The organism is Lysobacter spongiicola DSM 21749 (assembly GCF_900167055.1).
Taxonomy (GTDB): domain Bacteria; phylum Pseudomonadota; class Gammaproteobacteria; order Xanthomonadales; family Xanthomonadaceae; genus Novilysobacter; species Novilysobacter spongiicola.
Genome location: NZ_FUXP01000015.1, coordinates 42,785 through 64,455 on the forward strand (window position 1 = coordinate 42,785; position 21,671 = coordinate 64,455).

Below are 21,671 nucleotides of genomic sequence, written 5' to 3' on the forward strand. Positions count from 1 at the left end.
GCGCCCAGTCTAAGCGGCGGCAGTGCGTCCCGGCCGCTCGAACCGCAGGTAGGTGAAGCCGCGCCACAACCACTCCAGTGGTCCCTGGCTGAAGCGGGCGAGCCACCAGCGACTCAGCAGTACCTGCACGATGAAGAACAGCACGACTCCGAGCACCTGCCAGCCGCGTGCCACCTCGCCCCACATGCCCAGGCCGTAGCCATAGAACACCAGCGTCCCGACCACCGATTGCAGCAGGTAGTTGGTCAGGGCCATGCGGCCGGCCGGCGCCACCAGGCGCAGCCACCGCACGCCGCGTTGCAGGGCCAGCACCACGATCGACAGGTAGGCCAACGACATCAACGGCGACCCGAGCATGTGCAGGCTCAGCGCCAGCATGTCGGCGGCCGTGGCATCGGTCCCGGGTGCCGGGTCCACCTCGACCATCAGCGACAGCGCGGTCAGGAGCGCCCCGCCCAGACCTGCGATCCAGGCCATCCGGACGAACAGGGCGCGGTGTGCGTCCACCGCGGCCATGGCGCCGCTGCGCACCAGCCATGCACCGACCAGGAACATCCCGACCACCAGTGGCACCAGGAACAGGTTGTTGCCCAGCATCATGGTGAAGAAGCGTATGCGCACCGCGACCGCCTCTGCGTAGCTGCCACCGGTGTAGGCGGCGATCTCGGCGGCACGCATCGCCTCGCCCCCGGCCAGCTGAGCCGGCCCCGCGGCTTCCGGGTCCATGGTGGCCGCCAGGCCCATGAGTGCCACGCCCAGCAACATCATCCCGAGCAGGACGGCCCAGATGCCCGCGCCCCACTTCCACAGCCGGCTGACCGGCGTGTTGCGGAACAACAGCAGCAATACGATCGCCCCCAGTGCGTAGGAGACGAGGATGTCGCCCGCCCAGATCAGCCATGCGTGCATCAAGCCGAACGCCAGCAACCCCGCGGTGCGCCTCAGATAGACCGGAACGAAAGGTCGGCCGGCCGCCTGTGCGCGCTGGAGCATCACCGCGAAGCCCATGCCGAACAGCATCGAGAACAGGGTCCAGAACTTGCCGCTGACGAAAACGTGCACGAACGCATCCGCCAGCCAGTGCACGCCGCCCTGCCCGGCGTCGATGCCGGACGACATGTCCACCAGCGGCGCGGTGAAGTACTCGACGTTCATCAGCGCGATGCCGAGCAGCGCGAGCCCGCGCAGCACGTCGAGGTTGTCGAGCCGCTCGTTCCCGGATACGGGAGAAAGGGTGGTACTGGTCATTCCGGCCTCCTGGCCTGCGTTGTCCCCGGCGACATCATCGCGGCGGCCGCGGGCGGCCACAGCCGCCACAAGTCATGCCGCCCGCAGGCGGATCGCGACTACAAAAAACGAACGGCCCGCTCTCGCGGGCCGTTCGTCGGGTCTGGCGCCGATGTCCCGGCGTCAGTGCTGGTGGCCGCCCTCGCCGTGCACGTGGCCGTGCTCGACTTCCTCGGCGCTGGCCTCGCGCACCTCGACGATCTCGATCTCGAAGCTCAGGTCCTTGCCCGCCATCGGATGGTTGAGATCCACGTCGACCACGCTCATGCCGACCTTCTGCACCGTCACCGCGCGCGGGCCGAAATTGGTCGGCAGCACGGCCTGCATGCCCGGCACCAGGCGCACGTCCTTGAAGTACTTCTTCGGGACCCGCTGGGTGAGGTTGGGCTGGATCTCGCCGTACGCTTCGGCGGCGGCCACGTCGGCAGTGAACTTCTCACCGGCCTCGCGGCCTTCCATCGCCTTCTCCAAGCCCGGAATGATGTTGCCGTGGCCGATCAGGATCGCCAGCGGCCCCCTCCCTTCCGAGCTCTCGAGCGGTTCGCCGCCCTGTTCGGCGACGGAATAGTGGAAGAGCACGACGCGGTCTTTTTCGATTTTCATTGGGGAACTCGTTGGGGGGCCTGGCGGGCGCGCTGCGCGTGAATCGCCGCGATGTGGCCGGATTGGGGTTGCCGTCGGCGGCGGGAGCGGCGAAGCTTGCGGCCGTGACGACCACGGCCGCGCATTATCCCGGCAACACCGCCCCCGCGCCAGTTCGGCATCGGGCGGCACGGGCGTCGCTGCTCCTCGCGCTTGCGTGTGCGCTGGCAGCCTGTGGCGGAGGGTCTTCGGTGCGAGGTGATGCACCTGCGTCGCCGCGCGGCTGGGCGACCCTGCCTCCGGGCGATCCCGCTGCCGCCAATGCGGTGCTGATGAGGGCGATCAGCCTGGTGGGTACGCCCTACCTCTACGGTGGCAACACGCCGCAGTCCGGGTTCGACTGCAGTGGCCTGGTCAACTACGTCTACCGCGACATGCTGGACCTGAAGCTGCCCCGGACCTCCACCGAGCTTTCGCGTTTCCAGGGGCCCCGGATCGAGCCGCGCCAGCTTTCACCCGCGGACCTGGTGTTCTTCGGTAGCGGCGGTCGGGTCACCCATGTCGGCATTTACGTTGGCGAAGGCCGCTTCGTGCACGCGCCCAGTTCCGGCGGCACGGTCCGACTGGACCACCTCGATGGGCACTACTGGCGCGACCACTACAGCGGCGCCAAGCGCGTGCTCTGACCTGACTCGTTCCAGAACTGGGACGCTGTCGTTGCGTTTTTAACGCCAATTTAACGAGAATTGAACCTACTGGCGCCTGTTCAAGGTCATCATCGCCGCGTGATTTCCAGTGATGAGCGCGTGAAGACCTTGAAGAACCAGAAGAGCACGACGGGCCACGGCCCGATCCGCCCCCGATTCCGCCTTGGCCTTGCCTGCCTCCTTTGCTTCATCACCGCCCCGGCACTCGCACAGCAAGCCGCGGCACCCGAAGTGTCCGCCATGCAGGGTGCGATGAGCCTGCCGGACCGCGCCATGATGTTCGCCAACGACGTCAACGGCCTGCTGGTGTCCGGCAAGACGGCCGCCGTGGCCGAAGACTACAAGCCGGTCGACGCCAAGGTCAGGACCGTCCTGCAGCGCGCGCTGACCCTGCTCGGCACCCCGTACCGCTGGGGCGGCACCACGCCGGACGGCTTCGACTGCAGCGGCCTGGTCAGCTACGTGTTCAAGAACGCCCTGGGCGTGGAGCTGCCGCGTGTATCGCGGGACCAGGCCAACGCCGGCGAACTGATCGCCGACAAGTCCGAGCTCGCCGAGGGCGACCTGGTGTTCTTTGGCCGTCGCGGCCGGGTCGACCATGTCGGCATCTACGTCGGCGAAGGCCGCTTCGTGCATGCGCCGAGCAAGGGCAAGGACGTGATGGTGTCCAGCCTGGAAAGCGGCTACTGGAGCGGCAAGTACATGCAGGCCCGCCGCGTCGCCGGCATCTGATCCGTCGCCGCGTGGCGGCTACAGGCCGCCCGCCACCCGATAGCGCTCCACCGTCTGCTCGATGCCCTTGCTGAGGGCCATCACCTGCATCGCGTACTCGGCGAGGTTGGCGTCCTCCTCGGTGGCCGGTTCCCAGCTGGGGACCGGCGTCGGCTTGCCCTCGATCCCGTCCATCGCGACGAACACGATCACGCAGTGCGTGCACAGGCGCGGCTCGCCTCCCATGGGGTCGCGGGCGCTGACATCCACCGCGAAATGCATGCTGGTGGTACCGGTGTGCACCAGCTTGGTCCGCACCGTCACCAGGTCGCTGGTATGGACGGGGGCGACGAAGCGGATCCCGCCGACGGCCACGGTCACGCTGTAGGTTCCGCTCCAGCCGACGGCCGCGGCATAGCCCGCCTGGTCGATCCATTTCATGACCACGCCGCCGTGGACCTTGCCGCCGTAGTTGACGTCGGTGGGTTCGGCGAGGAATCGCATCGTCAGCTCGCGCTGGCGTCCACTTGAAGCCATGGGCATCTCCCGTGTCGAGGGCGGCAGTATGGCGTGGCGAGCGTGGTTGCGGATTGAAGGCGCGACCGTGGAGACTGTGCCCCCGCCCGCCAATCCCGAGCCGATGAACCCGATGATGCCGGCGCGCCTGTTCGCGCTCACCTGTTGCCTGGCCGCGCCTGTCGCGATGTCCGCCGAAGCCGTGCTGCCCCAGTTGAAGGCCTACGAGACGCGCGAGAGCTGGCGCACGCCGGTGGCGCCATTCCGCATCGCCGACAACACCTGGTACATCGGAACCGAGGGGCTGAGCGCCCTGTTGGTGACCACGCCAGATGGCGCCGTGCTCGTCGACGGCGGCATGCCGCAGGCCGCGGACATGCTGCTGGCCCACATGCGTCGCGTCGGCGTGGCCCCCTCCGACGTCCGCCTGATCCTCCCCAGCCACGCCCACGGCGACCACGCCGGCCCGCTGGCGGCGGTCAAGCGCGCCACCGGTGCGAAGGTGGTGGCGAACGCCGAGACCGCCGTGCTGCTCGCCCGCGGCGGCAGCGACGACATCCATTACGGCGATGCGATCCTCTACCCCCCGGTGCAGGTGGACCGGCTGGTGCAGGACGGCGAGAAGGTGGAGTTGGGCAGGGTCACCTTCACCACCCACCTCACGCCGGCGCACACCCCGGGCTCGACCAGTTGGACCTGGACCGACCAGCGCGACGGGAAACCGGTCCGCATCGCCTATGTCGACAGCCTCAGCGCCCCGGATTACCGGCTGGTCGACAACCCCCGGTTCCCCGGCATCGTCGCCGCCTATCGCCGCGGTTTCGCGGCAGTCCGCGCGCTGCCGTGCGACCTGCTGATCGCGCCGCACCCCGACGGTGTCGGCTGGACACCCGCCGCCACCGAAGATCGGCAACCGCGACCCATGAGCTGCAGCGACTACGCCGACAGGGCCGAGCGCGCGCTTGACGCGGCTCTGGCGGAACAGCGCGCGGGCAACGACTGATGCCCTACACCCCGATCGTCGCCACGCTGGGCTACGTGCTCTCGCCGGACCGCAGCCAGGTGCTGCTGGTGCACCGCAACGCCCGCGCCGACGACCAGCACCTGGGCAAGTACAACGGCCTCGGCGGCAAGCTTGAAGCCGACGAGGACGTGGTTGCCGGGACGCGCCGCGAGATCACCGAGGAGGCGGGGATCGAGTGCCCGGAGCTCAGCCTGCGCGGCACCATCAGCTGGCCGGGCTTCGGCCGCGATGGCGAGGATTGGCTGGGCTTCATCTTCCTGGTCACGCGATTCAGCGGGACGCCGTTCACCAGCAATCCCGAGGGCACGCTCGAATGGGTGCCGCTTGAACGGCTGCCGTCATTGCCCATGTGGGAAGGCGACCGCAACTTCCTGCCGCTGGTGTTCGACGAAGACCCGCGTGCCTTCCATGGCGTCATGCCCTATCGCGACGGCCGCATGGTGTCGTGGCGCTACTCGCGCGCCTGACCTGTGACGTGCTGTCCCGCCGGTGAAACAGTCGCCGGGCATAATCCGTCCCTTCCCCGATATCCCCCGAGCCGCTCGATGTCCCGACTCCGCAAGGCCTGCTTCGTCCTCGTTCCCACCTTGCTGGCCGCCGCCTGCGCGACCACCGCACCGCCCCCGGAAGGGCCGGTGGCGACCGCGCACGTCGAGGTGCCGGAGATCGCGCATCCGGCAGGAGAAACCGCGGCATGGTGGTTCCGCGACGGCGCCGCCCAGGCGGCCGAACGCGGCGCAATGGACGGCAAGGCACGCAACGTGATCCTGTTCGTCGGCGACGGCATGAGCCTGGCGACGGTGGCGGCGGCGCGGATCCTGGACGGCCAGAACAAGGGCGGCCCCGGGGAAGAAAACCGCCTGTCCTGGGAGCACTTCCCGGCCACCGCGCTGAGCAAGACCTACAACACCGACCAGCAGACGCCCGACTCCGCCGGCACCATGTCGGCAATGGCGACGGGAGCGAAGACGCGCGCCGGCATGATCAGCGTCGGCCAGGCGGTGCGCTTCGGCCAGTGCGACGGAGCCGCCGAGGCTTCCCTTCCGACCCTGTGGGAACTGGCCGCCGCCGAAGGCCTTGCCACCGGCGTGGTGACCACCGCCCGCCTCACCCATGCCACCCCTGCGGCCACGTTGGCACACTCGCCCAGCCGGAACTGGGAGAACGATGCCTGGATGCCGGAGGACGCCCGCGCGGCGGGTTGCACCGACATCGCCCGCCAGATGATCGAGGCCGTGCATGGCGACGGGCCGCGTGTCCTCATGGGCGGCGGCCGCACCCAGTTCATGCCAGCCGACCAGGCCGACCCCGAGTATCCGGACCGCACCGGCCAGCGCGGCGATGGGCGCGACCTGATCGCCGATTGGCGGCAGCGGCACCCGACCGGCGCTTATGTCTGGAACGCGGAGCAGCTCTCGGCCGCCCCAGTCGATGCGCCCCTGCTCGGCCTGTTCGAGCCCGGCCACATGCAATACGAGCACGACCGGGCCGGGGACGGCGCAGGTGAGCCGAGCCTGGCGGAGATGACCCGCGCCGCCATCGCCCGCCTGCAGTCGGACCCGGAGGGCTTCGTGCTGCTGATCGAGGCCGGGCGTATCGACCACGCCCACCACGACGGCAATGCCTATCGGGCGCTGACCGACACCATCGCCCTGTCCGAGGCGGTGCGGGTGGCGACGGAGATGACCTCGGCCGATGACACGCTGGTCCTGGTGACCGCCGACCACGCCCACACCCTCAGCTTCGTGGGCTATCCGGCGCGCGGCAATCCGATCCTGGGCAAGGTGCGCGAGGAGAACGAACAGGGCGAATTTGAGCTGGCGACCGACGCGCTCGGCCTGCCCTACACGACGTTGAGCTACAGCAACGGCCCCGGCTACACCGGTGCCAGCGCCTCGCAGCCCGAAGGCCCGAAGACCTTCCCTCACAAGCCGCGCGACACTCGTGCGATGACCGGCCGCCCCGACCTGACCCGGATCGACACCACCGGCCCGGACTACATGCAGGAAGCGCTGGTGCCCACCGGCAGCGAATCACACGGTGGCGACGACGTCGGCATCTGGGCGATCGGCCCCGGCAGCAACGCCGTGCGCGGCAGCGTCGAGCAGAACGTCCTGTTCCACTTCATGCTGCAGTCCACCCCCCGCCTGCGCGAAGCGGTATGCAAGCGTGGCGGCTGCAACGCCGACGGCGTGCCGGTGGAGATGCCCGCGCCCTGACAAGCGTCGGATCGCTGGTCCTGTAGGAGCGGCTTCAGCCGCGATCGTGAAGTCGGCGCGGGCGCCCGAGTGGCGGATCGCGGCTGAAGCCGCTCCTACAACCCGCAAGAAGTCCCCTTGCCCGGGTGCGCTGGCGCCCCCCGCCTCAGAACGGCTTGGCCAGCACCAGCCAGATGATCAGCACCAGGGCGAGCAGCGGCAGTTCGTTGAACCAGCGCAGACCACGCGGCGATGGCAGGGCCCGCCCCGCCGCCACGCCCTTCAACCAGCGTCCGCAGACGATGTAGAAGGCCAGCGTCAGCGCCACCAGCAGCAGCTTGGCATGCAGCCAGCCGGTGCCGGCGGCGACCATGGTCGGGAATTCCGGAATCACCCGGTAGCCCAGCCACAGCACCAGTCCCAGCACCACCGCCAGCCCCATCATCACGTGGCCGAAGCCGTACAGGCGCTTGCCCATCAGCAGCAGCCGCTCGCGCACGGCCGGCTGGTCCCCGGCTTCGGCCAGGTTCACCAGGATCCTCGGCAGGTAGAAGACCGCCGCCATCCAGGCGATGACGAACACCAGGTGGAAGGTCTTGGTCCAGAGATAGGCGGTCATGCGGGCGGCGGCTCCGTTGGCTGGAAGGGGCGGGGTCATCGAGGGACGCGCTAGCATCGCACGCTGCCGGCGCGGCCGCGCCCACCCGGGGATCCCATGAGCAAGCAGTACGACAAGGCCTACTTCGATCACTGGTACCGGAAGCCGGGCACGGCGGGCGCACCCATTGGCGGCGCCGCGCGGCTGGCGCGCAAGGTGGCCATGGCGGTGGCCACCGCGGAGTACCACCTCGAACGTCCGCTGCACACGGTGCTCGACATCGGCTGCGGCGAGGGTGCGTGGCGCGCCCCGCTGCTGAAGCTGCGCCCGACAGTGCAATACCTGGGTTTCGACAACAGCGAGTACGCGGTGGGCCGGTTCGGCGGCCGTCGCAACCTCCATTTCGCCCGCTTTTCCGATTTCCAGCACCTGCGCCCGTGCCCACCCGTGGACCTGCTGGTCTGCAGCGACGTGCTGCATTACCTGCCGACCCGTGAGCTGGACCGTGGGCTGCCGGCGCTGGGCGAACTGTGCGCCGGCGTGGCCTTCCTTGAAACCTTCACCCGGGCCGACGGCGTCGACGGCGACACCGAGGGGTTCGTCTCCAGGCCCGCCTCCTTCTACCGAGAGCGCTTCGCTCGCGCTGGACTCACGGCCCTGGGTTCCCACCTGTGGCTGTCACCTGCTTTGAGTGACGGTGCAGCGGCGCTGGAGCTTCCCCCGGAGCCCGCCGCGTGACGGTCGCTTGCCGTATCCGGAACCCGGTTCACGTTCCGGCCACCGCGATGGGCTACGCTGCAGCGCAGCATTTCCGTATCAGGGGACGGTCCGAATGATGCTCTACCAGATGCACGAACTCGGCCGCGCATGGATGGCACCGATGACCTACTGGGCCGAAGCCGGCGCCAGGATGTTCAGCGCCAACGGCAGCTGGCTTTCGAGCGTGCCGGGCGCCAACCGTATCGCCGCCGGCTATGAGTTGTTCTACCGGGTCGGCAAGGATTACGAGAAACCCGAATTCGACATCCATTCGCTGGAGGTGGATGGCAGCGTCTATCCGGTGATCGAGCGCGAGGTGATGGTCAAGCCGTTCTGCCGGCTGCTGCGCTTCAAGCGCTACACCGATGACGCCGGCAACCTGCACGGGATGAAGGGCCAGCCACCGGTGCTGGTGGTTGCCCCGCTCTCCGGCCACCACAGCACCCTGCTGCGCGACACCGTCAAGACGCTGCTGCGCGACCACAAGGTCTACATCACCGATTGGGTCGACGCACGCATGGTGCCGACATCCGCCGGTCCGTTCTCGCTCGACGACTATGTCGGCTATGTCGAGGACTTCATCCGCGAGATCGGCGCCGAGGACCTGCACGTGATCAGCGTCTGCCAGCCGACCGTGCCGGTGCTCGCCGCGGTGTCGCTGATGGCGGCGCGTGGCGAGAAGACGCCCCGATCCCTGGTGATGATGGGGGGCCCGATCGACACCCGCGAAAGCCCCACCCAGGTCAACGACCTCGCCGTCGACCGCCCCATGTGGTGGTTCGAGGCCAACCTGGTGCACCCGGTGCCGGCCAACTATCCCGGCCACGGCCGCCGCGTCTATCCCGGCTTCCTGCAGCACGGCGGTTTCGTGGCGATGAACCCGGAGCGCCACGCGCAGTCACACTGGGACTTCTACCAGCACCTGGTGCAGGGCGACATGGAGGACGCGGCCTCTCACCGCCGCTTCTATGACGAGTACAACGCCGTGCTGGACATGGCCGCCGAGTACTACCTCGACACCGTGCGGGTAGTGTTCAAGGAGCACCTGCTCCCGCGCGGCCTGTGGGACGTCAAGGGTGAGCGCGTGGACCCGTCGGCGATCAGCGGCACCGCGCTGCTGACGATCGAAGGCGAGTTCGACGACATCTCCGGCCAGGGCCAGACCCGTGCCGCGCACGCGCTGTGCACCGGCGTCGACGCCGCGAGCCGCCAGCACATCACCGTCGACGGCGCCGGCCACTACGGCATCTTCAGCGGCCGCCGCTGGCGTGAGAAGGTCTACCCCCAGGTCCGCGACTTCATCGCCCGCTACGCCGACTGACGCCGGCTGCAGGACCGGGCCCGCACGCTTTTGTAGGAGCGGCTTCAGCCGCGATTGATGCGACGGTGAGCGACCGGCTCCACGATCGCGGCTGAAGCCGCTCCTACAGGAGATTCTGGCCGCAGTCCGGCCACGGTGGCCGCGGCGTGCGCCTTCGGACAGAATCGGGCGTCGACCCTCCGGAGCCACCCCCGTGCCCAACCCGTGCCTGCCCACCTTCGCGTTGCTCGCCCTGCTCGCTTCCAGCGCCATTGCGCAGGAGCCACCCGCCGAGGAGGCCGCCCCCGCCCCGTCCATGCAGGAGATCCTCGACGCCTCCCCGGCAGCGCATTGGCGGACTCCTGATCCGGGACAGACGCTCTACATGGACCTCGACGCGGGCACGGTGATCATCGAGCTGGCGCCGCGGTTCGCGCCTGCCCACGTGGCCAACGTCCGCGCGCTGGCGAAGGAAGGGTTCTGGGATGGCCTGAGCATCTACCGGTCCCAGGACAACTTCGTGGTCCAGTTCGGCGATCCCACCGAAGAGGAAGCGGATCGCAAGACACTGGGTTCCGCCGAGCCGCACTTGCCGGCCGAATTCGAGCGACCCGCCCGTGGCCTGGAATTCACCACCCTGCCCGACCACGACGGCTGGGCGCCGGAGGTGGGCTTCGTCGAGGGATTCCCGGCGGCGCGTGACCCGGACGCGGGCCTTGCCTGGATGGCGCACTGCTACGGAGCGCTGGGTGCCGGGCGCGACATGGCGGCCGACTCCAGCAACGGCGCAGAGCTGTACGTGGTGACCGGTCAATCGCCGCGTCAGCTCGACCGCAACATCACCCTGGTCGGGCGCGTGGTCCGGGACATGGAGCTGCTGTCGGTGATCCCGCGGGGGCCCGAGCCGATGGGCATGTACGAAGACGCCTCCGCACGCACCCCGATCCGTTCGATCCGCCTGGCCAGCGAGGTCCCGGAGGACAAACGCATCGCCCTGGAGCTGCTGCGTACCGACAGCCCCACCTTCGAGGCCGTGGTCGAAGCGCGCCGCAACCGTCGTGATGGCTGGTACAAGCGGCCGGCCGGGCACATCGACCTGTGCAACGTGCCGCTTCCGGTGCGGACGCCTTCGGACGGGCCGGCTAGCTGATCGGCGCCTGGATCGCGTCCAGTGCCTCGTGCTGGAAGATGCACATGCGGATGACGCTGCGGTAGCGGCCGTCGCTGAAGAACTCGTCGACCAGCACGCCCTCCTTGCGGAACCCGGCGCCCTCGTACACCTGGATCGCCGCGGCGTTGTCCACGTCCACCAGCAGGTAGAGCTTGTAGAGGTTGAGCACCTTGAAGGCGTAGTTGATCGCCCGCCGCGTCGCTGCCTTTGCGTAGCCGCGGTGCTGGTGTTCCGGCGAGATCATGATCAGGAATTCCGCGCGCCGGTGCAGGTGGTCGATCTCCACCAGCTCGACCAGTCCGACGCGCTCGTGGGCCTGCGTCTCCGCGGATTCGTGCTCGACGATGAAGCGCCGCTCCGACTGGTCGTGGATGTGCTTGCTGTAGAGCTCTTCGAGCTCGACGAAAGACTCGTAGGGCTCTTCGAACCAGTAGCCCATCATGCTGCGGTTGTTGTTGAGCACGTGCACGAAGTGCAGGTCGCTGCGCTCCAGTGGGCGCAGGGTCACGACGGGCAGGCTGGCGGCTGGCTGGGCGATGGTTGCTGGGTCGGTAGGCATGGCGCAAGCCTACCGGAGGCGGGGTCGATCCAGCGCGATGGCCGGCCATCCATCACGCCGCGTTTGCCGCTGGCCGCCTAGCCTGCATCCACCCTGGAAACCCGACAAGAAGAGGCAGCGACATGCCCCAGATGCGTATCCGTATTACCGGTAGCGAAGACGCCGCGCGAGCCATCGGCAACCTGCTGACCAGCCTGCAGGGCGTGGAACACGTGGAGGAGATCTCCGACCTGATGCCCCACATGGATGACCCCGACTCTTCCTCCGCCGGGCTGCCGGACGACGAGGGCCCGGGCATGCACCTGCTGGAAGTGGAAGCCGGCAATGACAACACCGCCACCAAGGTGCGCGAAGCGGTGGAGGCATTGGCTTTCGACCTCGACGTGATGGTGGAATTCGAGAGCCGGGAATACGAATAGGGCGACGGCGCCACTTCGCCATGAATGCCCCCGACCTGTTCGACGTGCCCGCGCCGGCCCCCGATGCCTCCGGCGGCGCGATCGATGGAGTCCGCGTCGGTGTCGGCGGCTGGACCTTCGCACCCTGGCGGGGGAGCTTCTATCCGCAAGGCCTCGTGCAGCGTCGCGAGCTGGAGTACGCCAGCCGGCAACTCGGCGCCATCGAAATCAACGGGACCTACTACGGCACCCAGAAACCGGCCACGTATGAGCGCTGGGCGGCCGAGACCCCGGCCGGCTTCATCTTCTCCGCCAAGGCGCCGCGGCGCATCATGCAGTCGCGCGTGCTCTCCGGCACCTGGCGCCAGGTGGAGGACTTCCTCGGCGGCCTCGTGGCGTTGGGCGATCGCCTGGGGCCGATCGTATGGCAGTTCGACCAGGGCCAGCGAATCGAGCGCGGCGAGTTCGAGGCCTTCCTGGAGCTGCTGCCGCGCAAGTTCGAAGGCCGCCGGCTGCGCCACGTGCTCGATGTACGCGACCCGGCATTCACCGACGCCAGGTACATCGAACTCGCCAGGCGCCACGCCATGGCGACCGTATACACCGACTCGAGCGAGCATCCTTCTTTCGCCGACCTGACCACCGACTTCGTCTATGCGCGGCTGATGCGGTCACGCAGTGACGTCGCCACCGGCTACCCGGCCGCGGAACTGGCCGAATGGGCACGCCGGGCCCGTCTCTGGGCTGCCGGCGACGAGCCGGAGGACCTGCCCCGCCTGGCACCACCCGACGGCGCGGCCACCGGCAAACCGCGCGACGTATTCGTCTACTTCATCAGCGCGGCCAAGGAACGCAATCCCGCCGCTGCCATCGCGCTGATGGATCGCCTTCGCGGCTGAAGCCTTCGGCTACTTCTTCGCCGCGTTCTGGCTGATCGCCACGCTGCCCAGGATCAACAGGCCGGCCACGCCCATCGAGAGCGTCAGCGGCTCATCCAGCAGCCACCACGCCCAGCCCACCGCGAACAACGGCACCAGGTAGGTCACCGTGACCGCTCGGCTCGCGCCGATGCGCTGTACCAGCCGGTAATAGATCGCGTAGGCCAGTCCGGTACAGACCACGCCCAACAGTCCGGCCGAAAGCCATGCCTCCATCGATACTGGCGTCGTTGGCCACTGCACGATCGCGAAGGGCAGCATCAGCAACGCGGAAGTACCCAGGGTCGCGGCCGCCAGCGCCGCCTGCGGCAAACCGGCGAAATACCGTCGCAACAAGTGCACGCCCACTCCATAGAGGAATGCCGCGGCGCACCCGGCCGCCACCGCCCAGCCCAGGCTGGCACCGGCCGTCTTGCCGCTGGCCAGCACCACCACGCCCGCGAAGCCCACCAGCAGCGCGCCTGCCCTGCGGATCCCGATGCGCTCGCCGAAGAACATGAAGCCCACCAGCGCGGTGAACAGGACCGCCATCGCGTTGGTGATCGCACTGATGCCGGCCGGCGCGTTCTGCGCCGCCCAGGCGAACAACGCGAATGGCACCGCCGAATTGATCGCCCCGACCATCACGACCTTGGGCCATATGCCGGGCGGGAAAGCGCGGCGCTGCCGCCACAGGAACGGCAGCAGCACGATGGCGCCGAACGCCAACCGCAGCTCCGACAGCGGCGCGGTGCCGAATTCGGGCGCCGCGACGCGCTGGAACATGAAGGAGATTCCCCAGACAGCCGCCAGGAGCACCAGTTCCAGCGGAGTCAGCCAGGCGGCACGGGGAGCGGCTTCGGCGGCGGGCATGTCGGCGGCAAGGGCCTCGGCGGGGCGCATGGGTCGGGCTCGGTCGGGGGAACCCGTCATTGTCCGCCGATGCACGCCCGCGACAAGTGCTGATCCATGGCCGCTGTGTCCCACCGGCGGCCCTGGCGGCCGTAAAAGCGGCCGCCCCGGACTGCCAGTGCGCACCTACATCATCGCCAGCTCGGTATTCGACAGCGTCCGGTTGTAGTGGTCGCGCAGGCGCACCTTCCGCTCCAGGTCGCGGATGATGAAGCCGCTGAAGTCGATCCCGGTCAGGTCCTCGATGTCGTTGATGCCGCCGGGGGTGTCGACGTTGATCTCCATCATCTTGTCGCCGACGATGTCCAGGCCGGCGAAGTACATGCCGTCGCGCATGAGCTTCGGGCCAACGATCTCGGCCAGCCGCAGCGCATCCTCGTCGGGCTCGATGTACTTGGTCTTGCCGCCCGCGCTGATGTTGCTGCGCGCGTCGCCACTGTCGTTGTAGCGGCGGATGCAGGCATATTTCCCGTCGACGCACAGCGGCCGGCCATTGAGCGTCAGCAGCCGCAGGTCGCCGTCGACCGCCTTGGGCAGGTACTCCTGCACGATCGCGTAGCCATCGCGGGTGACGGCATCGATCATCTGGTTGAGGTTGCCGCCGCTGTCGGGCGTGACCACGAACACGCTCTGTCCGCCCGAACCCTGCAGCGGCTTGATGACTCCGTACCCGTCATGGGCACTGATGAATGCCTTGATCTCGTCCGCATCCAGAGTGATGCAGGTGACCGGCCGGACCTCTTCGGGGAAATGCTGGAAGTAGGTCTTGTTGGAGGCGTCGGTCAGGTGGGTCGGATCGTTGAGCACGATCACGTGCCGCAGGGCGGCGAGCTGGGCGAACAACAGGCCGCTGTTGGGTGCCCACGGCCGCTCGGCGAGCTCGTCGGCCGGGTCGCTGCGCAACATCAGCACGTCCAGGTCCTCCACCGAAATGCGCCGGGTCTCCGCGTCCGCGCCCTGCAGGTCCGCCAGCATGGCCGCATCGTCGGCGTACTCCTCCAGCCGCGGCACGTGGGCCCAGGCCCGGACCGTGCCGTTGGCGTCGTAGATGAAGTTGCCCAGCCCGATCAAGGCGACCTCGTGGCCCCGCCGGACCGCGGCGCGGGCGAGGCGGATGGTGGTGAAGTTTTCCTTTTCGGTCTCGATGTCATTGATCACGAAACCAAGCTTGATGGGTCGGGAGGTCATGCGTCAGGGTCCTTGTGGAATAGCCGGTCGACCGGCGTGGTCCTGCAGTGGGCGAGGCGGGCCTGCGCCCGGGGGTCGGTGAAATAGCGGGGAAGCAGCTCTGGGCCGGCGGCCCAGCCCTCTTCGATCAGCTGGTCGAGCACCACCCGGTGGGTCAGCGCGAACTTGCCCAGGAACAACGGCTCGAATTCGCCGTCCGCATGGAGGTACTCCACCAGGTCACGGAGCCCGCGCAGGTAGACGGCATCCTTGGTGAGGCCGCCGCCGCGCAGGGCCCGCACCGCCACGTCGAAAGCATCGTCGCTGGGCATCTCGTGGGTGCGATGCAGCAGGTCGAAGATCGCCGGCACGCCCTCGCCATGCAGCGCCATGTCGGTGGCCACCACCCGGGCAGCCAGGACCCGCAGCCGCTCACCCGGCAGGTAACCCGACAGGTACTCGGACAGCACGCCCAGCCCTTCCTGCAGCGGGTCGTAATGGGCCAGTCCGACCTCAAGCTGCTTGAGTGGCTGCCGGGCACCGTTGTGGCGGGTGACCACGTGGGTGCCGATCTCATGCTGGATCAGGGGCTGCACGCGCGCGCGCGGCAGCCGTATGTCGCCATCCACATAGAACGTGCCGTGCGACACCATCATCAGCGAGTTCAGGTCGGTGTCGACCACCACGTCCGCGTGGAAGTCCGGCGACTGTTCGCGGTACCACGCCATCTCCTCCTCGACCGCGGCCATCACTTCGTCGATGCCGGCCTCGGCCTTGAGCGGCGCGCTGGGCTGGACGTCGCGCATGATGCCGTTGGCCAGGTTGAGCAGGCCCGGCTCGACGCCGCCGAACAGGTCCAGGCTGGCATTGATGAAGCCGTCTGTGCCGCGCATGCGCACGAGTTCAAGCTGCCGTTCCAGCTCGCGCTGCTTCTCGGATAGCAGCCCCGAAAGCAACGGCGATTCGATGTCTTCCATCGGCAGGGCCAGCAGCCGCTCGCGCTCGGCGTGCAGGTCGACCTCCAGGTCGATGTACTCCAGCTCGGGAATGCTGGTGTGGCCGCTGGCCTCGAATCCGGCCCAGAGCTCGTCGTTCTTGATCGGTGAGAGCGCCAGCAGCCAGTCGAGTTCGCAATCGATCTTGACCAGCTCGGCGTCGATCCGGGCCGCGACCGGTGGCAGCGGCTTCAAGCGGGGTTCCGGTGCGGCCACCAGGCTCATCGGGCAAGCATCCCCCGCACCTCGGCCACCGCATGGCGGAGCCCGGCACGCAGGTCTTCGACCACGCCGATGTCGGCCTGCGCGGTCCATTCGTCCATGTAGATCTTCTTGTACTCGACGGAGATGGCGCACATGCGCTCGCCCCACCGGGAGTACGCCCACTCGGGGAAGTGGCCGCCGCCGGGGTAGCGGATGTTCTCGCGCACATCCAGCTGGCGGCCGCCCGCCGGCACCTCGGCCAGCGCTTCGGCGAACCGGTCGGCCACCGCACCCCAACGCGCCCTGTCCAGGGTGGTCGCGCCCAGGTCGATGTCGGGATTGCCCTCCAGCGCCGCGGGTTCCGCGTGCGCACCGTCGCGGCGGTGGTTGTAGCTGTGGATGTCCAGCAGGAACACATGGCCGTGGCGCTCGATCACCCGCTCGACCAGTTCTTCGAACATGGCGTAGAAGCGGTCATGTGCCGCCAGGGACTGCTCCAGCTCCTCCCGGGGCAGCGGGCCCTTCCAGAAGCGGATGCCCCAGGTGTCGGCCGGGTCGGTCGACAGGGCCTTGTCGCGTGGCCGGTTGAGGTCGACCTGGAACCGCGAGCTGCGCACGCGCACCCGCACATCGCCGACCTCGGTCATCAGCCCGGTCAACGGGTCTTCGTCGCGGCGCCGCTCCTGCTCGCTGATGTGGAGGTGGGGCACCAGCGACGGCCGCATCGCGTGGCCATCGTGGATCGCCGTCGCGACCACCGGGCCATCACCGACGATGACATCCCAGTCATCGCAGGAATCCGTCAGCACCAGTCGTTCCTCGGACTGGAAGAATTGCGGGGGCGGGGTTTGGGATCGACTTGAATTGAGCATGGCCGAAATGCTCCCAAACGCGGCATGAGGCACCCGTGAGCGAGCTGAATGGCGGCTGCATCCTCCTTTCGCCAGCAAAGGACTCGTCAGCATCGGCGGGTTTCCGCACACTGTGCGGATGACCAAGACTCCCGTCGGCAGGGCGTACCTGCAGATCCACTTCTGCGTCCTGCTGTGGGGCTTCACCGCCATCCTCGGCAAGCTCATCACCCTGCCCGCGTTGCCGCTGGTGTGGACGCGCATGTTGATCGTGGTGGTGGCGCTGGCGCTGCTGCCGCGGGTCTGGCGTTCCCTGCGGGCGATGCCGGCGCGGCTGTTGTGGTCCTACGCCGGCATCGGCGTGCTGGTGGCGCTGCACTGGCTGACCTTCTACGGCGCGATCAAGCTGGCAAACGCCTCGGTCGCCGCCACCTGCATCGCACTGGCCACCGTGTTCACCGCGCTGGTGGAGCCATGGCTGGCCAAGTCCCGTTTTTCGCGGCGGGACCTGGCGCTGGGCATCGCGGTGCTGCCCGGGGTCGCGCTGGTCGCGGGCGGAGTGCCGCCGGAGATGCGCATCGGAATCGCGGTGGGCGCACTCTCGGCGCTGTTCGTGGCGATGTTCGGCTCGCTCAACAAGCGGCTGGTCACGGAAGGCGACCCGTTGACGGTCACCGCGCTGGAGCTGGGGGCCGGCACCCTGGCGCTGACGCTCCTGGCGCCCATGATGCCGTGGGTCTTCCCCGCATTCGCCGGGGAACTGCTGGTGATGCCTTCCACCCGCGACATCGTGCTGTTGCTGGTGTTGTCGCTGGGCTGCACGCTGCTGCCGTTCGCGCTTTCGCTGGTCGCGCTGCGCCACATGAGCGCCTTCGCCGCGCAGCTGGCAGTCAACCTGGAGCCGGTCTACGCCATCGTGCTGGCCATCCTGCTGCTGGGCGAACAGCACGAGTTGAGTGGGCGCTTCTACATCGGCGTCGCGGTGATCCTCGCTGCCGTGTTCGTGCACCCCCTGCTGGGCAAGCGCGGTGTGATGGCGCACCCGGAGGTACTGGCGACCGCCGAATCCAAGGCGGCCATCGGCGGCGGGGACGGCGCGGAGAGGGAGACGTGACCGGACGCGATCCCCGCGGCTATGCTTCCCGCTGCCCCGATCGGATACCACGATGAACCCGGCCCTCCAGCAAGACATCGCCAAGCTCCTGCTCCGCTTTGCCCTCGGCGCCCTGGTGCTGCTGCACGGCATCGCCAAGCTCAACGGCGGCCTGTCCGGCATCGTCGGCATGGTCGAGGCGCATGGCCTGCCCGGCGCGTTCGGCTATGCCGTCCTGCTGGGCGAGATCGTCGGGCCGCTGTTGGTGCTCGCGGGCTTCCATGCACGCATCGGCGCTTTGCTCGTTGCGATCAACATGGTGGTCGCGATCGCGCTGGTGCACATGGGGCAGCTCGGCAGCCTCAATGGCCAGGGCGGCTGGGCGCTCGAGCTGCAGGGCATGTTCCTGGCCACCGCGGTGGCGCTGGCGCTGCTGGGGCCGGGGCGTTTCAGCGTCAACGGACGCTGAGCCCCACCCTCACAACCGGTTGATGCGGAAACGCCGGCCCTTGATCTTGCCTTCGCGCAACCGGGCCAGCGCGACCCCTGCCTTGTCACGCGCGATGGCCACGTAGGAACGCGTCGGGAAGACGTCGATCTTCCCGACCACCGCCACCGGCAGCCCGGCGTCGCCGGTCAATGCACCCACGATGTCGCCCGGACGGAGTTTGTCGGTGCGCCCGGCGTCGATGCGCAAGGTCACCATCGGCGCCTGCGGCACGCCACTGGCCTTGCCCGCCAGCGGCGTGACACGCCGCCATGTGGGGGCCACGCCGGTGCGCCCGGTGATCGCTTCGACCCTGCCCTTCTCGCGCGGCGTGCACAGGCTGAGCGCAAGGCCGCCCTTGCCGGCCCGCCCGGTGCGGCCGATCCGGTGCACGTAGACATCGGGATCGGTCGGCAGCTCGTAGTTCACCACCGCCGCAAGGTCGGCGACGTCCAGGCCGCGCGCGGCCACGTCGCTCGCCACCAGCACGTTGCAACTGCGGTTGGCGAAGCGCACCAGCACCTCGTCGCGGTCCCGCTGCTCCATGTCGCCGTGGAGCGCCAGCGCGGTGAACCCATAGTGCGTCAGCGACCCCGCGACCTCGTCCGCGTCCCTGCGCATGTTGCAGAACACCACGCAGGACTCCGGCCGGTGCTCGAGGAGCAACGCGGCCAGCGCCGGCGTCCTGCTCCCTGCGTCCACCTCGTGGAACAATTCCTCGACCACTGCTCCGGCATCGACGCCTGCAACGGTGACTTCCACCGGGTCCCTCAGCATCGCGCCGGCCAGGGTCCGGATCGCATCCGGGTAGGTCGCCGAGAACAGCAGCGTCTGGTGCCCCTTCGGCAGCTTGCCCATGATCTCGCGGATGGGCTCTTCGAAACCCATGTCCAGCATCCGGTCGGCTTCGTCGAGTACGGCCACGGACACGCCACGCAGGTGCAGGGCCTTCTTGCGCAGCAGCTCCTGGATCCGCCCCGGCGTGCCCACAACGACGTGCGGGTCGTGCTCCAGCGAAGCCAGCTGCGGCCCGAGCGGCATGCCGCCGCACAGCACGGAGAGCTTCAGGTTCGGGATGCCCACCGCCAGCCGGCGAAGTTGTCGCCCCACCTGGTCGGCCAGTTCCCGCGTCGGGCACAGCACCAGCGCCTGGGTCTGCACGCGGCCCACGTCGATGCGGTGCAGCACCCCGACACCGAACGCGGCCGTCTTGCCGCTGCCGGTCGGCGCCTGCGCCAACACGTCACGCCCCTGCAGCAGCGCCGGAATGGACTGTGCCTGGACAGGCGTGGGCTGCGCGTAGCCGAGCGCGGAAATGCCCTGCAGCAACTCCGGCGTGAGCGGGAGGGAGGAAAAACCGGGAAGCGCGTCGTCGTCAGCCATGTCCCATGATCGCAGCTTCGCCGGCATCGGCCTATGATCGCGGTCCTGCCGCCACCGGGAGCTCCATGGAACGCGTCCAGTTCGAACTCGATCCCCGCCACGACCACGTCGAGCTCAACCAGCTGTTGAAGCTGGTGGGCGCTTGCGACAGTGGCGGCGCGGGCAAGGCGCTGGTGGCCAGCGGCGTGGTGACCGTGGACGGCGCGGTCGAATTGCGCAAGACCTGCAAGATCAGGAGCGGCCAACGCGTGAGCCTCGGGGATGTCGAGATCTATGTGTCCTAGCACACCCAGCGTGGTGACGGAGCTTTAACCGCAGCCTCGCCATCATCGTCCGCATGAGCCATGAGACAGCGCAAGCAAGGAAGAGGCATCCGGAGACCAGGGCTTTCGGCGGATTGATAGGCGAATGCGAGGCCGTTCGCGGGGTACAGGAGGATCTCGGCAAGATCGCCCCGACGGCGGCGTCCGTGCTCATCACCGGCGAAAGCGGCACCGGGAAAGAACTGGTGGCCCGGGGGCTGCACGAACACAGTGGACGCGACGGCGGCTTCATCGCGGTCAATTGCGGGGGCATCGCGCCCGACCTGCTGGCCAGCCACCTGTTCGGGCACGAGCGGGGCAGCTTTACCGGTGCGGCCACCCGCCATATCGGCTTTTTCGAGCAGGCCAACCGGGGGACGCTGTTCCTCGACGAGGTGACCGAGATGCCGGCGGCCCTGCAGGTGTACCTGCTGCGCGCGCTCGAGACCGGCACGATCATGCGCGTGGGCGGGACGGAGGAGATCCGCTTCGACGCCCGCATCGTCGCCGCCACCAACCGGGACCCGGTGATCGCGATCGAGGAAGGCGTCCTGCGCGAGGACCTGTTCTATCGCCTGGCGGATTTCGTGGTCGAGCTGCCTCCACTTCGCGAACGCGCCGGTGACGTGCTCCTGCTGGCGCGGCACTTCCTCGAGCGGCTGAACGCTGAACACGGCACGCGGAAGCGGTTCGCCTCCAATGTGGCAGATGAGCTGTCCGGGTACGACTGGCCGGGCAACGTACGCGAACTGCGCAGCGCCATCCGACGCTCCTTCATCCTGAGTGACGGCGACGAGGTGCCCTTGCAGAATTCCCCGCTGGCGAGGCGCGGCAGCCAATGCGCGGAAGACGAAGGCACCGTCACCTTCAGCGTGGGCATGAGCTATGCGGAGGTGGAGCACCAGATGCTGCTGAAAACGCTGGAGCGCTTCAACCACGACAAGACGCGCGCAGCGCGAGCCTTGGGCGTCAGCGTCCGTACGATCCACAACCAGCTGAACCGTTTCGGGGAGGGTGCGTCGACGCCAGGACCGGACAATCGCCGGGACAGGAGTGGTGACACGGCGCGGGCGATGAACGGCTGAGGGCCTCGATCGCCTGCAACCCCGGCGGCGTGCACGGCTCCACGCTCCTGATCCAGCACCAGGCCCCGGCGAATTCCGCCGGGGGCCTTCGTGATCCCGCGGCTCCCGCCTAGTTGTGATCTCTCAGTAGGTTGTTCATCCGGGGTGGTCCCGGAAGACTGGAGGTGCGAATCAGCCACCCCTCCAGGAGCCCCGGATGAACCTGCATAAACATGCCCGCCTTAGCCCTCGCGGTCGAGCCCTGCTCGTGGACCGCATCTTGATTCAGGGCCTGCGCGTGGAAGAAGCCGCACACGCCGCCGGCGTGAGCGTTCGAACAGCGTACAAGTGGCTGAAACGGTTCAAGGAAGAAGGTTCGGGCGGGTTAACCGATCGATCCTCGAGACCGCGGCACTGTCCCCACGCGACAGCGCCACGGATCGTGGATCAGGTGCTGGAGCAGCGTCGCGCCCGGCAGACTTATCG

At 68.4% G+C, this 21,671-nt stretch carries 25 protein-coding genes; 15 read left to right on the forward strand and 10 right to left on the reverse strand.

All coding sequences use genetic code 11. The annotated features are described in order from the left end of the window. Window positions 1–9 precede the first annotated feature (9 nt). Together B5D37_RS13340 and B5D37_RS13345 are read right to left on the reverse strand one after the other, a co-directional pair. Entirely contained in the window at window positions 10–1,248 is a 1,239-nt protein-coding gene (locus tag B5D37_RS13340) for a DUF418 domain-containing protein (RefSeq protein WP_143814322.1), read from the reverse strand. A 162-nt stretch (window positions 1,249–1,410) separates the two neighbouring features. Further along, entirely contained in the window at window positions 1,411–1,890 is a 480-nt protein-coding gene (locus B5D37_RS13345) for an FKBP-type peptidyl-prolyl cis-trans isomerase (protein WP_078759233.1), read from the reverse strand. A gap of 62 nt (window positions 1,891–1,952) precedes the next feature. Here B5D37_RS13345 and B5D37_RS13350 point away from each other — a divergent pair, with 62 nt between their 5' ends. Next, window positions 1,953–2,555 (forward strand): C40 family peptidase, encoded by a 603-nt coding sequence (locus B5D37_RS13350; RefSeq protein ID WP_078759253.1) that lies wholly within the window; start codon window positions 1,953–1,955, stop codon window positions 2,553–2,555. A gap of 120 nt (window positions 2,556–2,675) precedes the next feature. Continuing rightward, complete coding sequence (locus tag B5D37_RS13355) at window positions 2,676–3,308, forward strand: C40 family peptidase (protein ID WP_425478069.1); 633 nt, start codon at window positions 2,676–2,678, stop codon at window positions 3,306–3,308. Window positions 3,309–3,326: 18 nt separating this feature from the next. On the opposite strand, the gene B5D37_RS13360 is transcribed toward B5D37_RS13355, so the two are convergent. After that, window positions 3,327–3,824: an acyl-CoA thioesterase gene (locus B5D37_RS13360; protein ID WP_078759234.1), complete on the reverse strand. Its 498-nt coding sequence runs from the start codon at window positions 3,822–3,824 to the stop codon at window positions 3,327–3,329. A 115-nt stretch (window positions 3,825–3,939) separates the two neighbouring features. Between B5D37_RS13360 and bla the strand changes: the two genes are divergently transcribed. The 3 genes from bla to B5D37_RS13375 all read left to right on the forward strand — a co-directional run bounded on the left by bla (window position 3,940) and on the right by B5D37_RS13375 (window position 7,046). Next, complete coding sequence (bla, locus tag B5D37_RS13365) at window positions 3,940–4,806, forward strand: subclass B3 metallo-beta-lactamase (protein WP_078759255.1); 867 nt, start codon at window positions 3,940–3,942, stop codon at window positions 4,804–4,806. Next, a complete protein-coding gene (locus B5D37_RS13370; RefSeq protein ID WP_078759235.1) occupies window positions 4,806–5,294 on the forward strand; it encodes an NUDIX hydrolase in 489 nt (162 codons plus the stop codon). Before bla ends, B5D37_RS13370 begins: the two co-directional genes overlap by 1 nt. Before the next feature lie 78 nt (window positions 5,295–5,372). Then, window positions 5,373–7,046 (forward strand): alkaline phosphatase, encoded by a 1,674-nt coding sequence (locus B5D37_RS13375; RefSeq protein WP_078759236.1) that lies wholly within the window; start codon window positions 5,373–5,375, stop codon window positions 7,044–7,046. A gap of 145 nt (window positions 7,047–7,191) precedes the next feature. On the opposite strand, the gene B5D37_RS13380 is transcribed toward B5D37_RS13375, so the two are convergent. Further along, entirely contained in the window at window positions 7,192–7,644 is a 453-nt protein-coding gene (locus B5D37_RS13380; protein ID WP_078759237.1) for a CopD family protein, read from the reverse strand. 96 nt (window positions 7,645–7,740) lie between these two features. Between B5D37_RS13380 and B5D37_RS13385 the strand changes: the two genes are divergently transcribed. From B5D37_RS13385 to B5D37_RS13395, 3 genes are all read left to right on the forward strand, one after another. After that, window positions 7,741–8,361: a methyltransferase gene (locus B5D37_RS13385; protein WP_078759238.1), complete on the forward strand. Its 621-nt coding sequence runs from the start codon at window positions 7,741–7,743 to the stop codon at window positions 8,359–8,361. 97 nt (window positions 8,362–8,458) lie between these two features. After that, entirely contained in the window at window positions 8,459–9,703 is a 1,245-nt protein-coding gene (locus tag B5D37_RS13390) for a polyhydroxyalkanoate depolymerase (RefSeq protein ID WP_078759256.1), read from the forward strand. A gap of 115 nt (window positions 9,704–9,818) precedes the next feature. Continuing rightward, window positions 9,819–10,832: a peptidylprolyl isomerase gene (locus B5D37_RS13395; RefSeq protein WP_425478070.1), complete on the forward strand. Its 1,014-nt coding sequence runs from the start codon at window positions 9,819–9,821 to the stop codon at window positions 10,830–10,832. Here B5D37_RS13395 and speG read toward each other — a convergent pair. Then, complete coding sequence (gene speG / locus B5D37_RS13400; protein ID WP_078759239.1) at window positions 10,825–11,412, reverse strand: spermidine N1-acetyltransferase; 588 nt, start codon at window positions 11,410–11,412, stop codon at window positions 10,825–10,827. The genes B5D37_RS13395 and speG overlap by 8 nt on opposite strands. A 122-nt stretch (window positions 11,413–11,534) precedes the next feature. Between speG and B5D37_RS13405 the strand changes: the two genes are divergently transcribed. Next, a complete protein-coding gene (locus tag B5D37_RS13405; protein WP_078759240.1) occupies window positions 11,535–11,831 on the forward strand; it encodes a hypothetical protein in 297 nt (98 codons plus the stop codon). Between the two features lie 35 nt (window positions 11,832–11,866). Further along, window positions 11,867–12,709: a DUF72 domain-containing protein gene (locus tag B5D37_RS13410; protein WP_425478071.1), complete on the forward strand. Its 843-nt coding sequence runs from the start codon at window positions 11,867–11,869 to the stop codon at window positions 12,707–12,709. A gap of 9 nt (window positions 12,710–12,718) precedes the next feature. Here the strand turns inward: B5D37_RS13410 and B5D37_RS13415 are convergent, their stop codons facing one another. The 4 genes from B5D37_RS13415 to B5D37_RS13430 all read right to left on the reverse strand — a co-directional run bounded on the left by B5D37_RS13415 (window position 12,719) and on the right by B5D37_RS13430 (window position 16,814). After that, window positions 12,719–13,600, reverse strand: coding sequence for a DMT family transporter (locus B5D37_RS13415; RefSeq protein ID WP_143814326.1), 882 nt, complete (start codon window positions 13,598–13,600; stop codon window positions 12,719–12,721). A 165-nt stretch (window positions 13,601–13,765) separates the two neighbouring features. Further along, window positions 13,766–14,827, reverse strand: a complete 1,062-nt coding sequence (locus tag B5D37_RS13420) for an ATP-grasp domain-containing protein (RefSeq protein ID WP_200809256.1) — start codon at window positions 14,825–14,827, stop codon at window positions 13,766–13,768. Beyond that, the gene (locus B5D37_RS13425) at window positions 14,824–16,026 is read right to left on the reverse strand and encodes a tyrosine/phenylalanine carboxypeptidase domain-containing protein (protein WP_159447404.1); all 1,203 of its coding nucleotides are present in this window, start codon (window positions 16,024–16,026) and stop codon (window positions 14,824–14,826) included. The genes B5D37_RS13420 and B5D37_RS13425 overlap by 4 nt, the downstream gene beginning before the upstream one ends. Further along, window positions 16,023–16,814: an N-formylglutamate amidohydrolase gene (locus B5D37_RS13430; protein WP_159447405.1), complete on the reverse strand. Its 792-nt coding sequence runs from the start codon at window positions 16,812–16,814 to the stop codon at window positions 16,023–16,025. The genes B5D37_RS13425 and B5D37_RS13430 overlap by 4 nt, the downstream gene beginning before the upstream one ends. A gap of 181 nt (window positions 16,815–16,995) precedes the next feature. On the opposite strand from B5D37_RS13430, the gene B5D37_RS13435 reads away from it, so the two are divergent. Both B5D37_RS13435 and B5D37_RS13440 read left to right on the forward strand, forming a co-directional pair. After that, a complete protein-coding gene (locus B5D37_RS13435) occupies window positions 16,996–17,970 on the forward strand; it encodes a DMT family transporter (protein WP_078759244.1) in 975 nt (324 codons plus the stop codon). Window positions 17,971–18,022: 52 nt separating this feature from the next. Beyond that, a complete protein-coding gene (locus B5D37_RS13440; RefSeq protein ID WP_078759245.1) occupies window positions 18,023–18,418 on the forward strand; it encodes a DoxX family protein in 396 nt (131 codons plus the stop codon). 9 nt (window positions 18,419–18,427) lie between these two features. Here the strand turns inward: B5D37_RS13440 and dbpA are convergent, their stop codons facing one another. After that, window positions 18,428–19,819, reverse strand: coding sequence for an ATP-dependent RNA helicase DbpA (dbpA, locus tag B5D37_RS13445; RefSeq protein ID WP_078759246.1), 1,392 nt, complete (start codon window positions 19,817–19,819; stop codon window positions 18,428–18,430). 65 nt (window positions 19,820–19,884) lie between these two features. Here dbpA and B5D37_RS13450 point away from each other — a divergent pair, with 65 nt between their 5' ends. The 3 genes from B5D37_RS13450 to B5D37_RS13460 form a co-directional block, all read left to right on the forward strand. Beyond that, window positions 19,885–20,103, forward strand: a complete 219-nt coding sequence (locus B5D37_RS13450; RefSeq protein WP_078759247.1) for an RNA-binding S4 domain-containing protein — start codon at window positions 19,885–19,887, stop codon at window positions 20,101–20,103. A gap of 53 nt (window positions 20,104–20,156) precedes the next feature. Then, entirely contained in the window at window positions 20,157–21,206 is a 1,050-nt protein-coding gene (locus tag B5D37_RS13455) for a sigma-54 interaction domain-containing protein (protein WP_078759248.1), read from the forward strand. A 196-nt stretch (window positions 21,207–21,402) separates the two neighbouring features. Beyond that, window positions 21,403–21,671, forward strand: a 269-nt coding sequence (locus B5D37_RS13460; protein ID WP_143814165.1) for a leucine zipper domain-containing protein, incomplete at its 3' end; no start/stop codon positions are given.